A 14,562-nucleotide genomic window follows, 5' to 3' on the forward strand; every position below is an offset into this window, starting at 1 on the left:
TCTAACCGCAGCGACTGACCAATTTGCTTTAAAACTCGAGAAGGATTGACCCATGGCAAGGCGTCTGGCAGCAGTACTGGCCATCACCGCGAGCCTGTTGCTCGGTGGTTGCGGTGCCGATTATGGCGTGGACCAACACGGTAATACGGTTAAGGCCGAACAGATCGACGGGCACTGGCTGGTGCTCAACTACTGGGCCGAATGGTGCGGGCCGTGCCGTACCGAAATCCCTGAACTGAACGCGGCAGCCAAGCAGTGGGCGGCCGACGGTATCAAGGTAGTGGGGGTGAACTTCGATGGCTTGCAGGGGCAGGAGCTGAAGCAGGCTGCCGAAACCCTGGGCATCGCTTTCACCGTATTGGCGCAGGACCCGGCCGAGCGCTATGACCTGCCACGAAGCGAGGCATTGCCGGTGACCTACATCATCGATGACAAGGGCAAGGTGCGGGAACAGTTAATGGGTGAGCAGACCCTGGAAGGGCTGCAGGCCAAGATCAAGGCACTGAAGGGCGCCTGATGCATTTTGGGGCTGCTTTGCAGCCCATCGCGACACAAGGCCGCTCCTACAGGAGATCGCATTCCCCTGTAGGAGCGGCCTTGTGTCGCGATGGGCCGCAAAGCGGCCCCGGCAATATTCAGCCTTCCTCAGGCCAGAAGCGCAGCGGCTTGCCTTCGGCCGGCCAGAAACGCATCTGCTCGATAGGCGACACATCCCAGCGCTGCACTGTTTCCAGCGCCTGCAGGAAGCGCTTTTCCTGCTCCATCAACGCCGGTGCGCAGAGCTTGCGGGTCTTGCCGACCTTGCCGAAGCTCAGGTGCTCGCCGTCCAGTGTGTACGGCGCGAACCAGTGGTTGCAGCCGCCATTGCCATAGGCACGGCCATCGCTGGCCAAGGTCAGAGTCAGGTGGCTGTAGTCGATCAGCGGCCGTTCGCCAATCCACTCCAGCACGTAGCTGCGCTCCTGCTGCAGCTTGGAAGGTTCCGCGGCGCAGCCGAGCAGGCCGGTGGCAATCAGCACGCCGGTCAGCAGATTCTTCACTCGGCGCTCTCCTGGCAACGCGGGCACAGGTGTTTTTCGCCACGGCTGGCCCAGCCCAGCTCGGCAACCCGCGCGCTGGCGGCAGGCTGGCGGGCTTTCTTGCCCAGCTTGGCGTCCACCGCGAACTCGAAGTCCAGCACGGCGTCGCAGCTGTCGCACGCAACCTGCCAGGTGAGGATTTCGAGCTCGTTGAACACCGGGCCGCTGGCCACGGCAACCCACTGGCCGCGTGGGTTGATCAGGTGGCGCACGCTCTCCACTGTCAGGCGCATGGACAAGTCCTTGCTGCCCTTGAGGGTGACCAGCAGGGTGTCGCCTTTGTGCATCGAACCGCCGTTGCCGGTGACCTGATAGCGGCCCGGCACCAGGGCGCGGCACTCGATCAGGGTGTGTTGCGGGTTGAAAAGGGTGTAGCGGAAATCGTGCTCGACCATGGGTCCTCCAGAAATGCCGCGTATCCTAGCACTAACCCATCACCAGATTCTGTGGATTGCCTGCCGCCCAGCGGTTGATGTTGTCCAGCGTGGTCGCGGCGATGGCATCCAGTGCCTCGCGGGTAAGGAACGCCTGGTGGGCAGTGATGATCACGTTGGGGAAGGTCAGCAGGCGGGCCAGTACGTCGTCCTGCAGCGGCAGGTCGGAGCGGTCTTCGAAGAACAGCTGGGCTTCTTCTTCGTAGACGTCCAGCCCCAGGTAGCCGAGCTGGCCGCTCTTCAGCGCGTCGATCAGCGCCGGGGTGTCGACCAACGCGCCGCGGCCGGTGTTGATCAGCATGGCGCCGGGCTGCAGCTGGGCCAGGCTTTGTGCATTGATAAGGTGCCGGGTGTGCTCGGTCAGCGGGCAGTGCAGGCTGATGACGCGGGCTTCGCGCAGCAGCTCGGGCAATGGCAGGTAGCGCGCGCCCAAGGCCAGCAGGTCGGGGTTGGGGTAAGGGTCATAGGCCAGCAACTGGCAGCCGAAACCGGCCATGATGCGGGCAAAGGCGGTGCCGATCTGGCCGGTACCGACCACGCCGACGGTCTTGCCGTGCAGGTCGAAGCCGGTCAGCCCGTGCAGGGTGAAGTCACCCTCGCGGGTGCGGTTGTAGGCCCGGTGCAGGCGCCGATTCAGGGCCAGGATCAGCGCCACGGCGTGTTCGGCCACGGCGTGCGGCGAGTAGGCCGGCACTCGCACTACGGTCAGGCCCAGGCGCTGGGCGGCGGCCAGGTCGACATGGTTGTAGCCGGCCGAACGCAGGGCGACCAGGCGCGTGCCGCCTGCGGCCAGGCGTTGCAGCACCTGGGCGTCGAGCTCGTCATTGATGAAGGCGCAGACCACCTGGTAGCCATCGGCCAGGGCAGCGGTGTCGAGGGTCAGGCGGGCGGGCTGGAAGTGCAGGTCCAGTGTGGTGCCGCTGGCGGCACGGGTGAAGCTTTCCTGGTCGTAGTGCTGGCTGCTGAACAACAGGGCGCGCATGGTGGGGCTTCCTTTGCAGTGGTCTGGAGATTGTAGTCAGCGACGTTTGCCCGCTATTGACCCATGCCGGCCAGGCACATTCTTTGTAGGAGCAGCCTTGTGCTGCGAAGAGGCCGGTGCAGGCGGCCATTAATGTATCGCCTGTACTGGCCTCTTCGCAGCACAAGGCTGCTCCTACAAAGAATGTGCTCGGGCTTCAGGCGCTCAATCTGGCCTGCGCCGCCAAGCGGTTGATTGCCGCATCCAGTTCGTCCAATGCCTGCTGTGCCAGCGGGTTTTCCTGCTTGAGCAAGGTCTCGCTGCGCTGGCACGCGGCCCGCAACTGCGGCACGCCGCAATAACGCGAGGCGCCGTTCAGGCGGTGCACCTGTTCGATCAGGCCGTTGCGGTCGTCGGCCTCGCGGGCAGCGCGTATGGCTTCGCGGTCGGCTTCCAGCGAGGTCAGCAGCATGCTCAGCATATCGGCCGCCAGGTCCGCCTTACCGGCGGCCAGGCGCAGGCCTTCCTCGGGGTCCAGCACCTTCAGGTCATCACCGTTGGCCAGTTGCTCGGCCAGGCGTTCCTGCTGTGGCGCGCCCAGGCTAAGGCCGGTCCATTTCATCACCACCTGGGCCAGCTGCCGTTCGCTGATCGGCTTGGTCAGGTAGTCGTCCATGCCACCGTGCAGCAACGCGCGTTTCTCGTTGGCCATGGCGTGGGCGGTGAGGGCGACGATCGGCAGCGGGTTGCCGCTTTGGGTGTTTTCCCACAAGCGAATCTGCTCGGTGCAGGCGCGGCCGTCCATGCCGGGCATCTGCACGTCCATCAGCACCAGGTCGAACGGCTCGTCCTGCACCGCCTGCACCGCCGCATAGCCGTTGTCGACGGCCAGCACCTCGGCGCCCAGGTCTTCGAGCAGGGTCTGCACCAGCAGCAGGTTGGCGGGGTTGTCGTCGACGCAGAGGATCTTCGGCTGGCGCTGGCCGTTGACGCTGTTCACCTCGCCCTGCGGGCGGCGCGGTTGCACCAGTTCCAGCAACAGGCGGCGCAGTTTGCGCGTGCAGGTCGGCTTGGACAGCAACTGGCCATGGCCGTTGGGCAGGTACGGGTGGTACAGCGCCTGCTCGGTGGTCGGGCACAGCACCACGCACTGGCAATGGTAGCGCTCGAGCTGCTGGTGGTAATGGCCCAGCTGCTCGGGCGACAGGTTGCCAAGGTTGGCCCCGAGCACGGCGAACTCGAACGGCAAGCCAGCCTGGCTGGCGGCCTGCACACCCTGCAGCAGCTGGTCGTAGGAGGCGAACAGGCTGACGCTGAGGCCGCAGTCTTCCAACTGGTGTTCCAACGCCTGGCGCGCCAGCTCGTGGCCGTCGACGATGGCTGCGCGGCGGCCCAGCAGCGGTTGCAGCGGCAACTCCTCGACACCATCGTGGGCCTTGGGCAGGTTGAGGCTGATCCAGAACTGCGAACCCTCGCCCGGGGTGCTGTCGACGCCGATCTCGCCGCCCATCTGCTCGATCAGGCGCTTGGAAATCACCAGCCCCAGGCCGGTGCCGCCGGGCTGGCGGGCCAGCGAGTTGTCGGCCTGGCTGAAGGCCTGGAACAGCGTACGCACATCCTGTGGCGACAGGCCGATGCCGGTGTCCTGCACGCTGATGCGCAGCTGCGCACTGTCTTCGTGCTCGTCTTCGAGCATGGCGCGCACGACGATGGTGCCTTCGCGGGTGAACTTGATGGCGTTGCTGACCAGGTTGGTAAGGATCTGCTTGAGCCGCAACGGGTCGCCGATCAGCGACGACGGGGTATCGCGGTAGATCAGGCTGAGCAGCTCCAGCTGCTTGGCGTGGGCGGCCGGGGCGAGGATGGTCAGGGTGTCCTGGATCAGGTCGCGCAGGTTGAAGGGGATGCTGTCGAGCACCAGCTTGCCGGCCTCGATCTTGGAGAAGTCGAGGATCTCGTTGATGATCCCCAGCAGGTTGTCGGCGGATTTCTCGATAGTGCTCAGGTAGTCCAGCTGGCGCGGTGTCAGCTCGCTTTTCTGCAGCAGGTGGGTGAAACCGAGGATACCGTTGAGCGGGGTGCGGATTTCGTGGCTCATGTTGGCCAGGAATTCCGACTTGATGCGGCTGGCTTCCAGGGCTTCCTTGCGCGCCATGTCCAGCTCGATGTTCTGGATCTCGATGGTTTCCAGGTTCTGGCGAACGTCCTCGGTGGCCTGGTCGATGCTGTGCTGCAGCTCTTCGTGGGCGTTGTGCAGGGTTTCGGCCATGCGGTTGATGCCGCGCGCCAGTTCGTCCAACTCATGGCTGCCCATGGCCGGCAGGCGTTCCTCGAGGTGGCCGTCTTTGAGCTGGTTGACCGCGTGCTTGATGCGCTTGATCGGGTCGTTGATGGTGCGGCTCATGCGCAGTGCCAGCAGGCCGCTGAGCACCAGGCAGGCGAGGATCAGCAGCAGGCTGGTGAACAGGTTGCGGTAGCCGCGCAGCAGGGTGCCGTCGTGGGACAGCTCGATCTCGACCCAGCCCAGCAGGCGTTCGGATTCGGCCGGCACGGCATCGGTGGCCAGGTCGCGATGGTGGCCGAACACCGGCATCAGGTAGCGTGTGGCGTCATTGCCGCTGCGCTGCAGCAGCTGGGTGCCGGTGCCGCCGCTGGGTGGCTGGTTGAGCATGCTCGGGCCGGCGTGGGCCAGGCGCGTGCGGTCCGGGGCCAGGAAGGCGACCGCACGCACATCGGCCTGCTCCAGGGTTTGTGCGGCAATGCGCTCAAGTTGCGCCGGTGCCAGCTTGGCCATGGCGGGTGCGGCCAGTGGCGCCAGTTGCTCGGCGATCATCTTGCCGCGTTGCAGCAGCTGGGTGCGCAGGTCGTTCTGTTGCAGCCAGGTGAAGTAACTACCCAGCACCAGGGCCATCAGGCCGGCCGGCAGCAGGGCCAGCAGCAGGACCCGGCTGCGAATTCCCAAGCGATCGAGCACACTCGCCTCCTGTCATGTGCCTGGACGCCGTCAAGCGATGACGGCCAAGCCGGGAAGTTACTCCGCCTGCCGCGCTATTGCACCTCTTTAGTACGTGTTTTGCGCCCTTGCAGGGGCTTTGGTCGCAGGGCGGTTGCCTGGCAGGCGCTGGATACTCAATAATTGCGCAATTGAGAATGCATGGCAGTTGCCAATGAATCCTGTAGCTATTCACAACTCCAATATCCTCGCCATCGAGGATGACCCGGTCCTCGGTGCCTACCTGCACGAAGAGCTGCAGCGCGGCGGCTTCCAGGTGACCTGGTGCCGCAATGGCCTGGAGGGCCTGGAAACGGCGGGGCGCCAGGCTTTCGACGTGGTGCTCATGGACATCCTGCTGCCCGGGCTCAACGGCCTGGATGCGCTTGCGCAGTTGCGCAAGCGCAGCGCCACGCCGGTGATCCTGATGTCGGCGCTGGGCGCCGAGGCCGACCGCATCAGCGGTTTCCAGCGCGGTGCCGACGACTACCTGCCCAAGCCGTTCAGCATGGCCGAGCTGCAGGTACGCATCGAGGCCATCCTGCGCCGCGTCGCCCTCGAGCGGCGCCATCAAGCCCCGCAGGCGCGCGCCGGCAGCGGCGAACTGCAATACGACGAGGCACTGTGCGACGTGCGCCTGGAGGGTCGCCTGGCCGGCCTGACTCCCAGCGAATACCGCCTGCTCGACATCCTCAACCGCAACCTCGACGAAGTGCTGAGCAAGCCGTTCCTCTACCAGCAAGTCCTGCAGCGAGGCTATTCGCGGCATGACCGCAGCCTGGACATGCACGTCAGCCAGATCCGCCGCAAGCTCAAAGGCATCGGCTATCACGAACGGCAGATCCGCACCGTGTGGGGCAAAGGCTACGTACTCAGCGCCAGCGAGGCGGAGTGACCCATGCTCGACCGCCACTCGCTGTTCTGGAAACTGGCGATCCTGCTGGTGGGCTTCTGCCTGCTGATGATCGGCCTCAGCTACACCTGGGGCCGGCACATGGAAACCCAGAACGCCTTCCTCTCGGAACCGGCGCGGCAGGCCTTGCGTGGCTATGCTGCCGAGGCCGAGCAGGCCTGGCGCAGTGGTGGGCGGGCAGGGCTGGACCGTTGGGTGGCGGCGATGCACCAGCGCGAACGCGGCTGGGTTGGCGTGCTCGACCTCAACCTGCGGCCGCTGGACAGCGCCAGCCTCGACCCGCAGATCATGCAGCGGCTGACCCGCCTGCGCGGTGTCGACTGGCCGATGAGTCGGCGCAGCGTCGAGCAGCCGTGGCTGCGCATACCGTTCCCGGGGGCTCCGGAGCAGGGCCTGCTAGTGATCGAACTGCCGCAGCGCTTCAACCCCGGGCAGTATCGGATGCTGTGGCGCATTGTCACCAACGGCATCATCCCCGGCCTGTTCACCCTGCTGTTGTGCGTGGGCCTTTACCGCATGCTGATCGTGCCGTTGAACCAGTTGCGCGAGCAGGCCAATGCCTGGCGCGCCGACCAGTTGTCGGCTCGCCTCGACCCACGCACCATCGCCCGGCATGACGAGTTGGGCGAACTGGCCCGGGCCTTCGATCAGATGGCCGAGCGGCTGCAGGGTACGGTAGCCATGCAGCAGCAGTTGCTGCGTGACCTGTCCCACGAAATGCGTACGCCACTCAGCCGGCTGCGGGTGGCCTGCGATGGCGAAACCGACCTGCAGCGCCTGCGTGAACGCCTGACGCGGGAGGTGGACTGCATGCAGCAGCTGGTCGAGGACACCCTGCAACTGGCCTGGCAGGACGCCGAACGTGCGCCGATGAACCTGGAGCCGATCGAGGTGCAGGCGCTGTGGGAGCTGCTGGCCGAGAATGCCAGCTATGAAAGCGGCTGGTCGCTGGCGCGGCTGCGCTGTGAAGTGCCGGCCGACTGCTGGGTGCAGGGCAACCTGAACCACCTGGCCCAGGCGCTGGAGAACCTGTTGCGCAATGCCATTCGTCATTCGCCGGCCGATGGTGTGGTGCGCCTCGGCGGGCAGCGTGAAGGCGGGTATTGGTGGTTGTGGCTGGAAGACGAAGGCGGTGGCGTGGCTGAAGAAGACCTGGAGCGGATCTTTGCACCGTTCTCGCGGCTGGACGGTTCGCGGCCCGGGGATGGCGGTTTCGGCCTGGGGCTGAGCATTGCCCGCAGTGCCATCCAGCGCCAGGGTGGCACCTTGTGGGCGCAGAATGGCAAGCGCGGGCTGCGGTTGTGGATGAGATTGCCGTTACATGTGCCGGCCTCACCACAGCGCTTGAATTTAACGCGGTCCCTGTAGGAGCGGCCTTGTGTCGCGATGGGGCGCGCAGCGGCCCCTAGGTTTCAGCTTCGCCGCATATATTGCCGGGGCCGCTGCGCGCCCCATCGCGACACAAGGCCGCTCCTACAAAGGCCGTGCACGCAATACACGCCGATATATAGCTTGTAGCTATATTCACCACAGATTGCGTGATATGGCCGGGAAGGGTTTGCCGGTATGATAGGCACCCCTGCCGTCCGGATTGTGAAATACGCCATGACCTTGCAGTACCCAACCATCGCCGATTGCGTCGGCAATACGCCCCTGGTTCGCCTGCAGCGTATCGCTGGCGAAACCAGCAACACCCTCCTGCTCAAGCTCGAAGGTAACAATCCCGCCGGCTCGGTGAAGGACCGCCCGGCACTGTCGATGATCACCCGCGCCGAACTGCGCGGCCAGATCAAGCCCGGCGACACCCTGATCGAAGCCACCTCCGGCAACACCGGCATCGCCCTGGCGATGGCTGCGGCGATCAAGGGCTACAAGATGATCCTGATCATGCCCGACAACTCCACCGCCGAGCGCAAGGCCGCCATGACCGCCTACGGCGCCGAGCTGATCCTGGTGACCAAGGAAGAGGGTATGGAAGGCGCCCGTGACCTGGCCGAGAAGCTGCAGGCCGAAGGCCGCGGCCTGGTGCTGGACCAGTTCGCCAACGGCGACAACCCCATCGCCCACTACAACAGCACCGGCCCCGAGATCTGGCAGCAGACCCAGGGCACCATCACCCATTTCATCAGCTCCATGGGTACCACCGGTACCATCATGGGCTGCTCGCAGTACCTCAAGGAACAGAACCCGGCGGTGCAGATCATCGGCCTGCAACCAATGGAAGGCTCGGCCATTCCGGGTATCCGCCGTTGGCCCGAGGAATACCTGCCGAAAATCTTCGACGCCAGCCGCGTCGACCGCGTGGTCGACATGTCGCAGCAGGAAGCCGAGGAAACCACCCGCCGCCTTGCCCGTGAAGAGGGCATTTTCTGCGGCGTGTCTTCCGGTGGTGCAGTCGCGGCCATGCTGCGCCTGTCCCGCGAGGTGGAAAATGCCACGATGGTCGCGATCATCTGCGACCGCGGCGACCGTTACCTGTCCACCGGCCTGTTCGACCCGAGCTAAATGTCCAAGAAGAAAAGCAACAGCGGCCTGCGCTTCCAGCCGGCCGGCGGCAACCGCAGCCCCCAGGTCCCGGTGGGCAAGAAGCAGCGCCTGGAAATAGAGCGCCTGGCCGGTGACGGCCGGGGTATTGCCTTCCACGAAGGGCGCACCTGGTTCGTCAGTGGCGCCCTGGCCGGCGAGGCCGTGGAGGCGCGGGTGCTCAATGCCCGTGGCAAAGTGGTCGAGGCTCGCCTTGAGCGCCTGCTGCAGGCCAGCCCCGAGCGCCGTCAGGCACCATGCCGGTATTACGAGCGCTGCGGTGGCTGCAACCTGCAGCACCTGCCGCACGAAGCGCAGCTGGCGCTCAAGCAGCGCACCCTGGCCGAGCAGCTGCAGCGGGTGGCCGGCGTGCAGCCCGAAGAATGGGCCGCACCGCTGAGCGGGCCGGAGTTCGGTTACCGGCGCCGCGCCCGCGTGGCCGTGCGCTGGGACGCCAAGGCGCGCCAGCTGGAGGTCGGCTTCCGCGCCGAAGCCAGCCAGGACATCATCGCCATCGACGATTGCGCGGTGCTGGTACAGCCCTTGCAATCGATTCTGCGCCACTTGCCGACCGTGCTGCGCTCGCTGAGCAAGCCGCAGGCGCTGGGCCATGTGGAACTGTTCAGCGGCACTGCCGAGGCGCTGCTGGTGCGCCATGTCGCGCCGTTGCCGGCTGAAGACCTGGCCAGGTTGCAGGCATTCTGCGAGCAGGCCAATGCCCAGCTGTGGCTGCAGGGCGAAGGTGAGCCGGCGCCAGTGGACCCAGCCGCGCAACTGGGCTTTGCCCTGGCGCCCTGGCAGCTGGAACTGGCCTGGCGCCCAGGTGACTTCGTGCAGGTGAATGCCCAGGTCAACACGGCGATGATCGAGCAGGCCCTGGCCTGGCTGGCACCCCAGGCCGACGAGCGCGTGCTGGACCTGTTCTGCGGCCTGGGCAACTTCGCCCTGCCGCTGGCCCGCCAGGCGCGCGAGGTGGTAGCTGTGGAAGGTGTGCAGGCCATGGTCGATCGGGCCGCGGCCAATGCCCGAAACAACAATGTGCATAACGCACGGTTTTTTCAGGCCGATTTATCGCAGCCTTTGGCAGGCGCCGGATGGGCCGCCGAGGGCTTTTCTGCGGTACTCTTGGATCCACCGCGCGACGGTGCTTTCGAGGTGGTGCAAGGCATCGCCCGCCTCAAGGCCAGAAGGCTGGTCTATGTATCGTGCAACCCGGCCACGCTGGCGCGAGACGCCCAGGTGCTGGTCGGCCAGGGGTACCGGTTAAAAAGGGCCGGGATTCTCGACATGTTTCCTCAGACGGCGCATGTCGAGGCCATGGCGTTATTCGAAGCGGGCTAGCTGACTGGCCCCTTGGTGCGGCTTTCACGGAAGGGTGGCCGCACGGTGATTGCCAGCGCACCCGCGTGGTGCGCTGTATGGAAAGGTAAAACAAAGATGGTACAGGTGAGAGTGCACCAGCCGGTCAACACCGACGGCAGTATCAATCTCGAAGCATGGTTGGACCATGTGGTAAGCGTCGATTCGGCACTGGATCGCGCAGCGCTGAAAGAGGCCTGCGAGTTTGCCCATGAGGTCGAGAAAAAGGGCAACCCGGCCAAGCATTCCTGGGCGGACGGTACGTCCAGCTTCCAGGCAGGCCTGGAGATTGCCGAAATCCTCGCCGACCTCAAGCTCGACCAGGATTCCCTGGTGGCTGCGGTCATCTACCGCTCGGTGCGCGAGGGCAAGGTGACCCTGGCCGAGGTCAGCCAGCGCTTTGGCCCGGTGGTGTCCAAGCTGATCGACGGTGTGCTGCGCATGGCCGCCATCAGCGCCAGCCTCAGCCCGCGCCAATCGCTGGTGCTGGGTTCGCAGGCGCAGGTCGAGAACCTGCGCAAGATGCTCGTGGCCATGGTCGACGACGTGCGCGTGGCGCTGATCAAGCTGGCCGAGCGTACCTGCGCGATCCGTGCGGTCAAGGCCGCCGACGACGAGAAACGCCTGCGTGTCGCGCGCGAGGTGTTCGACATCTATGCGCCGCTGGCGCACCGCCTGGGTATCGGCCACATCAAGTGGGAGCTGGAAGACCTGTCCTTCCGCTACCTCGAACCCGACCAGTACAAACAGATTGCCAAGCTGCTGCACGAGCGCCGGCTGGACCGCGAGCGCTTCATCAGCGAGGTGATGAACCAGCTGCAGAACGAGCTGCTGGCCACTGGCGTCAAGGCTGACATCAGCGGCCGGGCGAAACATATCTATTCGATCTGGCGCAAGATGCAGCGCAAAGGCCTGGAGTTCAGCCAGATCTACGATGTGCGCGCGGTCCGCGTGCTGGTGCCGGAAATCCGCGACTGCTACACCGCGCTGGGCATCGTGCACACCCTGTGGCGGCACATTCCCAAGGAGTTCGACGACTACATCGCCAACCCCAAGGAGAACGGCTATCGCTCGCTGCACACCGCGGTGATCGGCCCCGAGGGCAAGGTGCTGGAAGTGCAGATCCGTACCCACGGCATGCACGAGGAAGCCGAGCTTGGGGTTTGCGCCCACTGGCGTTACAAAGGCACCGACGTCAAGTCCAGCTCCAACCATTACGAAGAGAAGATCTCCTGGCTGCGCCAGGTGCTGGAGTGGCACGAAGAGCTGGGCGACATCGGTGGCCTGGCCGAGCAGCTGCGGGTCGACATCGAGCCGGACCGGGTCTACGTGTTCACCCCGGACGGCCACGCCATCGACTTGCCAAAGGGTGCCACGCCGCTGGACTTTGCCTACCGCGTGCACACCGAAATCGGCCACAACTGCCGCGGCGCCAAGATCAACGGGCGCATCGTGCCGCTCAACTACAGCCTGCAGACCGGCGAGCAGGTCGAGATCATCACCAGCAAGCATGGCAACCCCAGCCGTGACTGGTTGAACTCCAACCTGGGCTACGTCACCACCTCGCGGGCGCGGGCCAAGATCGTGCACTGGTTCAAGCTGCAGGCACGCGACCAGAACGTCGCTGCCGGCAAGACCTTGCTCGAACGCGAGCTCAGCCGCCTGGGCCTGCCGCAGGTGGATTTCGAGCGCCTGGCCGAGAAGACCAACGTCAAGACCGCCGAGGACATGTTCGCCTCGCTCGGTGCTGGCGACCTGCGCCTGGCGCACCTGGTCAACGCCGCCCAGCAGTTGCTGGAGCCCGAGCGCATCGAGCAGATCGAACTGGTACCGCGCAAACCTACCGGGCCGCGTACCGGCAAGCGTGGCGACATCCAGATCCAGGGCGTCGGCAACCTGCTGACGCAGATGGCTGGCTGCTGCCAGCCGCTGCCGGGTGACGCCATCGTCGGCTACATCACCCAGGGCCGCGGCGTGAGCATCCACCGCCAGGACTGCGCCTCCGTGCTGCAGTTGGCGGGCAAGGAGCCGGAGCGCATGATCCAGGTCAGCTGGGGGCCGATCCCGGTGCAGACCTACCCGGTCGACATCGTCATCCGTGCCTACGACCGCCCGGGCTTGCTGCGCGATGTGTCGCAAGTGCTGCTGAACGAGAAGATCAACGTGCTGGCGGTGAACACCCGCTCGAACAAGGAAGACAACACCGCGCTGATGTCGCTGACCATCGAGATTCCAGGCCTGGATGCGCTGGGGCGCCTGCTGGGGCGGATCTCGCAGTTGCCGAACATCATCGAGACGCGGCGTAATCGTACCCCTTGAGACCGCGGTGCCTGCTTCGCGGGCTTGCCCGCTCCCACAGGCAAGATGCAGATTTCGAAACCTGCATGCATCCTGTGGGAGCGGGCAAGCCCGCGAAGAAGCCACCACCGAAGGACCTGCCTGAATGACCTACACCCTCGAAGACCTGCTGCACCTCATGGCCCGCCTGCGCGACCCGCAGTACGGCTGCCCGTGGGGCCTGAAGCAGAACTACGCGAGCATCGTCCCGCACACCATCGAAGAGGCCTACGAGGTTGCCGACACCATCGAGCGTGGCGACTTCGAGCACCTGCAAGGTGAGCTGGGCGACCTGCTGTTCCAGGTGGTCTACTACAGCCAGCTGGCCCGCGAGGAAGGGCGTTTCGAGTTCGACGGCGTGGTCGACAGCATCACCCGCAAGCTCATTCGCCGTCACCCGCATGTATTCCCCACCGGCGAGCTGTACGCGCCGGTGGACACCCCCAGCCTGAGCGAGGCCCAGGTCAAGTCACGCTGGGAAGAAATCAAGGCTGAAGAGCGGGCGGAAAAGAGCCAGCCCGAACAGCTGTCGCTGCTCGACGACGTACCAGCGGCATTGCCGGCGTTGTCGCGGGCAGCCAAACTGCAAAAGCGCGCGGCCACGGTCGGTTTCGACTGGCCTGCGGCATTGCCGGTGCTGGACAAGGTCCGCGAAGAGCTGGACGAAGTGCTGCAGGCCATGGCCGACGGCGATGTCGATGCGCTCGAGGATGAAATCGGCGACCTGCTGTTTGCTGCCGTCAACCTGGCCCGCCACCTCAAGCATGACCCGGAACACGCCCTGCGCCGTGCCAATCGCAAGTTCGAGCGGCGTTTCCGCTTCATCGAACAGGCATTGCGCGACAGTGGCCGACCCATCGAAGATTGTAACCTTGACGAACTGGATGCCCTTTGGGGTGAAGCCAAACGTCAGGAAAAGAACCTGCCCAGCTGCGGCTGAGCTGTTGCATAAGTGAGTGAACATTCATGAGCCTTTCCCTTCGCGACCAACTGCTCAAAGCCGGTCTGGTCAACCAGAAACAGGTTTCCCAGGCCAACAAAGCCGAGAAGAAACAGAAGCGCCTGGAGCACAAAGGCCAGGTCGAGGTGGACGACAGCCAGCAGCGCTTGGCCAAGGAAGCCATGGCCGAGAAAGCCAAGCGTGACCAGGAACTGAACCGCCAGCAGCAGGAAAAAGCCGAGCAGAAGGCCCGCGCCGCGCAGATCAAGCAGTTGATCGAAGCGACTCGCCTGCCGAAGCTGAGCACCGAGGACTACTACAACTTCGTCGACGACAAGAAGGTCAAGCGCATTGCCGTCAATGCCTTGATGCGGACCAAGCTGAGCAATGGTGCGCTGGCCGTGGTGTCGTTTGCCGGCGGTTACGAGGTGATCCCTCGTGAGGCGGCGGTGAAGATCCAGGAGCGCGACCCCAACCGTATCCTGTTGCTGAATACCCATGTCGAGGAAGCGGACGAGGACGACCCGTACGCGGCCTACAAGATCCCTGATGATCTGATGTGGTAACCACGAAAAACCCCGCCTTGGCGGGGTTTTTCATTTGAAGATGGGTCATTGCGTGGCGCGCTGGTTTTCCAGGTTTTCCAGCTCTGTACGGTACTGGTGTGCTTCATGTTCGTTGTGGAACATCCCCACCAGCTGGCCCTGTTGGTGCACATCCCAGATCCGCACACCAGCGGTCAGGGCTTCGTGGGACATTTTCGATTCGTCGCGTTCGGTTACTTGGACTGTCATCGTTAAACTCCACTGCTTCAGTTGGCTGCGACACTGTGTCGCACAACCTCTTTATAAAGTTTGTTAGCAGGCTAAGTAAATAAAACCGGCATGAAACAAGTTTCATGATCAGCCTTTGGGCCGGCAGGTGCGCTTTTGTAATCGATGGACTCGCCCCCGCCGAGGCATCACAGTGCCACGGTGGCGTTCTAAGAAGCCAACGGCAGCGAGGGCGAGACCATGAAAAAGCA

Annotated in this window: 13 protein-coding genes; 8 read left to right on the forward strand and 5 right to left on the reverse strand. The window is 64.6% G+C overall.

Annotation, left to right across the window (positions count from 1 at the left end; genetic code table 11):
• Positions 1-52 precede the first annotated feature (52 nt).
• Entirely contained in the window at positions 53-517 is a 465-nt protein-coding gene (locus ABIB24_RS25135; protein WP_015269224.1) for a TlpA disulfide reductase family protein, read from the forward strand.
• A 118-nt stretch (positions 518-635) separates the two neighbouring features.
• Here the strand turns inward: ABIB24_RS25135 and ABIB24_RS25140 are convergent, their stop codons facing one another.
• The 4 genes from ABIB24_RS25140 to ABIB24_RS25155 form a co-directional block, all read right to left on the reverse strand.
• Positions 636-1,040 (reverse strand): META domain-containing protein, encoded by a 405-nt coding sequence (locus tag ABIB24_RS25140; protein ID WP_004375489.1) that lies wholly within the window; start codon positions 1,038-1,040, stop codon positions 636-638.
• Positions 1,037-1,474, reverse strand: coding sequence for a hypothetical protein (locus ABIB24_RS25145; RefSeq protein WP_004375491.1), 438 nt, complete (start codon positions 1,472-1,474; stop codon positions 1,037-1,039). The genes ABIB24_RS25140 and ABIB24_RS25145 overlap by 4 nt, the downstream gene beginning before the upstream one ends.
• Before the next feature lie 31 nt (positions 1,475-1,505).
• On the reverse strand, positions 1,506-2,495 hold the full coding sequence (locus tag ABIB24_RS25150) for a 2-hydroxyacid dehydrogenase (RefSeq protein WP_137163178.1): 990 nt from the start codon (positions 2,493-2,495) through the stop codon (positions 1,506-1,508).
• Positions 2,496-2,691: 196 nt separating this feature from the next.
• The gene (locus ABIB24_RS25155; protein WP_075044003.1) at positions 2,692-5,448 is read right to left on the reverse strand and encodes a response regulator; all 2,757 of its coding nucleotides are present in this window, start codon (positions 5,446-5,448) and stop codon (positions 2,692-2,694) included.
• A 193-nt stretch (positions 5,449-5,641) separates the two neighbouring features.
• Here ABIB24_RS25155 and ABIB24_RS25160 point away from each other — a divergent pair, with 193 nt between their 5' ends.
• The 7 genes from ABIB24_RS25160 to ABIB24_RS25190 all read left to right on the forward strand — a co-directional run bounded on the left by ABIB24_RS25160 (position 5,642) and on the right by ABIB24_RS25190 (position 14,104).
• Entirely contained in the window at positions 5,642-6,361 is a 720-nt protein-coding gene (locus ABIB24_RS25160; protein ID WP_025338009.1) for a response regulator transcription factor, read from the forward strand.
• A gap of 3 nt (positions 6,362-6,364) precedes the next feature.
• A complete protein-coding gene (locus ABIB24_RS25165; protein WP_025338010.1) occupies positions 6,365-7,747 on the forward strand; it encodes a sensor histidine kinase in 1,383 nt (460 codons plus the stop codon).
• A gap of 237 nt (positions 7,748-7,984) precedes the next feature.
• Complete coding sequence (gene cysM, locus ABIB24_RS25170; RefSeq protein WP_043936067.1) at positions 7,985-8,884, forward strand: cysteine synthase CysM; 900 nt, start codon at positions 7,985-7,987, stop codon at positions 8,882-8,884.
• Complete coding sequence (rlmD, locus tag ABIB24_RS25175) at positions 8,885-10,243, forward strand: 23S rRNA (uracil(1939)-C(5))-methyltransferase RlmD (RefSeq protein ID WP_061551293.1); 1,359 nt, start codon at positions 8,885-8,887, stop codon at positions 10,241-10,243.
• 96 nt (positions 10,244-10,339) lie between these two features.
• Positions 10,340-12,580, forward strand: coding sequence for a GTP diphosphokinase (relA, locus tag ABIB24_RS25180; RefSeq protein ID WP_015269231.1), 2,241 nt, complete (start codon positions 10,340-10,342; stop codon positions 12,578-12,580).
• A 124-nt stretch (positions 12,581-12,704) separates the two neighbouring features.
• Complete coding sequence (mazG, locus tag ABIB24_RS25185) at positions 12,705-13,538, forward strand: nucleoside triphosphate pyrophosphohydrolase (RefSeq protein WP_354317486.1); 834 nt, start codon at positions 12,705-12,707, stop codon at positions 13,536-13,538.
• A 26-nt stretch (positions 13,539-13,564) separates the two neighbouring features.
• Positions 13,565-14,104, forward strand: coding sequence for a DUF2058 domain-containing protein (locus tag ABIB24_RS25190; protein WP_025338014.1), 540 nt, complete (start codon positions 13,565-13,567; stop codon positions 14,102-14,104).
• 45 nt (positions 14,105-14,149) lie between these two features.
• Here ABIB24_RS25190 and ABIB24_RS25195 read toward each other — a convergent pair whose 3' ends face one another.
• Complete coding sequence (locus ABIB24_RS25195; protein WP_075044007.1) at positions 14,150-14,332, reverse strand: hypothetical protein; 183 nt, start codon at positions 14,330-14,332, stop codon at positions 14,150-14,152.
• Positions 14,333-14,562: the final 230 nt, after the last annotated feature.

This window comes from Pseudomonas sp. UYEF17 (assembly GCF_040546125.1).
Lineage (GTDB): Bacteria > Pseudomonadota > Gammaproteobacteria > Pseudomonadales > Pseudomonadaceae > Aquipseudomonas > Aquipseudomonas putida_Z.

Bases quoted from the DNA above. Each gene is read 5' to 3' on its own strand.
- ABIB24_RS25135 (WP_015269224.1), top strand. From the start codon at position 53: ATGGCAAGGCGTCTGGCAGCAGTACTGGCCATCACCGCGAGCCTGTTG.
- ABIB24_RS25145 (WP_004375491.1), bottom strand. From the start codon at position 1,474: ATGGTCGAGCACGATTTCCGCTACACCCTTTTCAACCCGCAACACACC.
- ABIB24_RS25150 (WP_137163178.1), bottom strand. From the start codon at position 2,495: ATGCGCGCCCTGTTGTTCAGCAGCCAGCACTACGACCAGGAAAGCTTC.
- ABIB24_RS25160 (WP_025338009.1), top strand. From the start codon at position 5,642: ATGAATCCTGTAGCTATTCACAACTCCAATATCCTCGCCATCGAGGAT.
- ABIB24_RS25165 (WP_025338010.1), top strand. From the start codon at position 6,365: ATGCTCGACCGCCACTCGCTGTTCTGGAAACTGGCGATCCTGCTGGTG.
- cysM (WP_043936067.1), top strand. From the start codon at position 7,985: ATGACCTTGCAGTACCCAACCATCGCCGATTGCGTCGGCAATACGCCC.
- rlmD (WP_061551293.1), top strand. From the start codon at position 8,885: ATGTCCAAGAAGAAAAGCAACAGCGGCCTGCGCTTCCAGCCGGCCGGC.
- relA (WP_015269231.1), top strand. From the start codon at position 10,340: ATGGTACAGGTGAGAGTGCACCAGCCGGTCAACACCGACGGCAGTATC.
- mazG (WP_354317486.1), top strand. From the start codon at position 12,705: ATGACCTACACCCTCGAAGACCTGCTGCACCTCATGGCCCGCCTGCGC.
- ABIB24_RS25190 (WP_025338014.1), top strand. From the start codon at position 13,565: ATGAGCCTTTCCCTTCGCGACCAACTGCTCAAAGCCGGTCTGGTCAAC.
- ABIB24_RS25195 (WP_075044007.1), bottom strand. From the start codon at position 14,332: ATGACAGTCCAAGTAACCGAACGCGACGAATCGAAAATGTCCCACGAA.